General features: G+C 52.7%; 1 rRNA gene. It reads left to right on the plus strand.

The window, feature by feature from the left end:
- Positions 1-3: 3 nt before the first annotated feature.
- Positions 4-818 (plus strand): 23S ribosomal RNA (locus tag A6049_RS32270); the annotation flags it as partial.

Below are 818 nucleotides of genomic sequence, written 5' to 3' on the forward strand. Positions count from 1 at the left end.
TATGGTTAAGCTACTAAGAGCACACGGAGGATGCCTAGGCGCTAGGAGCCGATGAAGGACGTGGCGAACAACGAAACTGCCTCGGGGAGCTGTAAGCAAGCTTTGATCCGGGGGTGTCCGAATGGGGAAACCCAGCTGGGGTAATTTCCAGTTACTCATAACTGAATACATAGGTTATGTAGAGGCATACCAAGGGAACTGAAACATCTAAGTACCTTGAGGAAGAGAAAACAATAGTGATTCCGTCAGTAGCGGCGAGCGAACGCGGAGAAGCCCAAACCAGAGAGCTTGCTCTTTGGGGTTGTGGGACATCTCACATGGAGTTACAAAGGAACCGGTTAAGCGAAGAGGTCTGGAAAGGCCCGCCAAAGAAGGTAAAAGCCCTGTACTTGAAAGTCTGTTCCCTCCGAGATGTATCCCGAGTAGTGCGGGGCACGTGAAACCCCGTATGAATCCGGCAGGACCATCTGCCAAGGCTAAATACTTCCTAGCGACCGATAGTGAAGCAGTACCGTGAGGGAAAGGTGAAAAGCACCCCGGAAGGGGAGTGAAATAGAACCTGAAACCGTGTGCTTACAAAAAGTCAGAGCCCGTTTTAGGGGTGATGGCGTGCCTTTTGTAGAATGAACCGGCGAGTTACGTTCCCGTGCAAGGTTAAGGTGAAGAGCCGGAGCCGCAGCGAAAGCGAGTCTGAATAGGGCGACTTAGTACGTGGACGTAGACCCGAAACCGGGTGATCTACCCCTGTCCAGGGTGAAGGTGCGGTAACACGCACTGGAGGCCCGAACCCACGCATGTTGAAAAATGCGGGGATGAGG

This window comes from Paenibacillus sp. O199, from assembly GCF_001636635.1.
Classification (GTDB): Bacteria; Bacillota; Bacilli; order Paenibacillales; family Paenibacillaceae; genus Paenibacillus; species Paenibacillus marchantiae.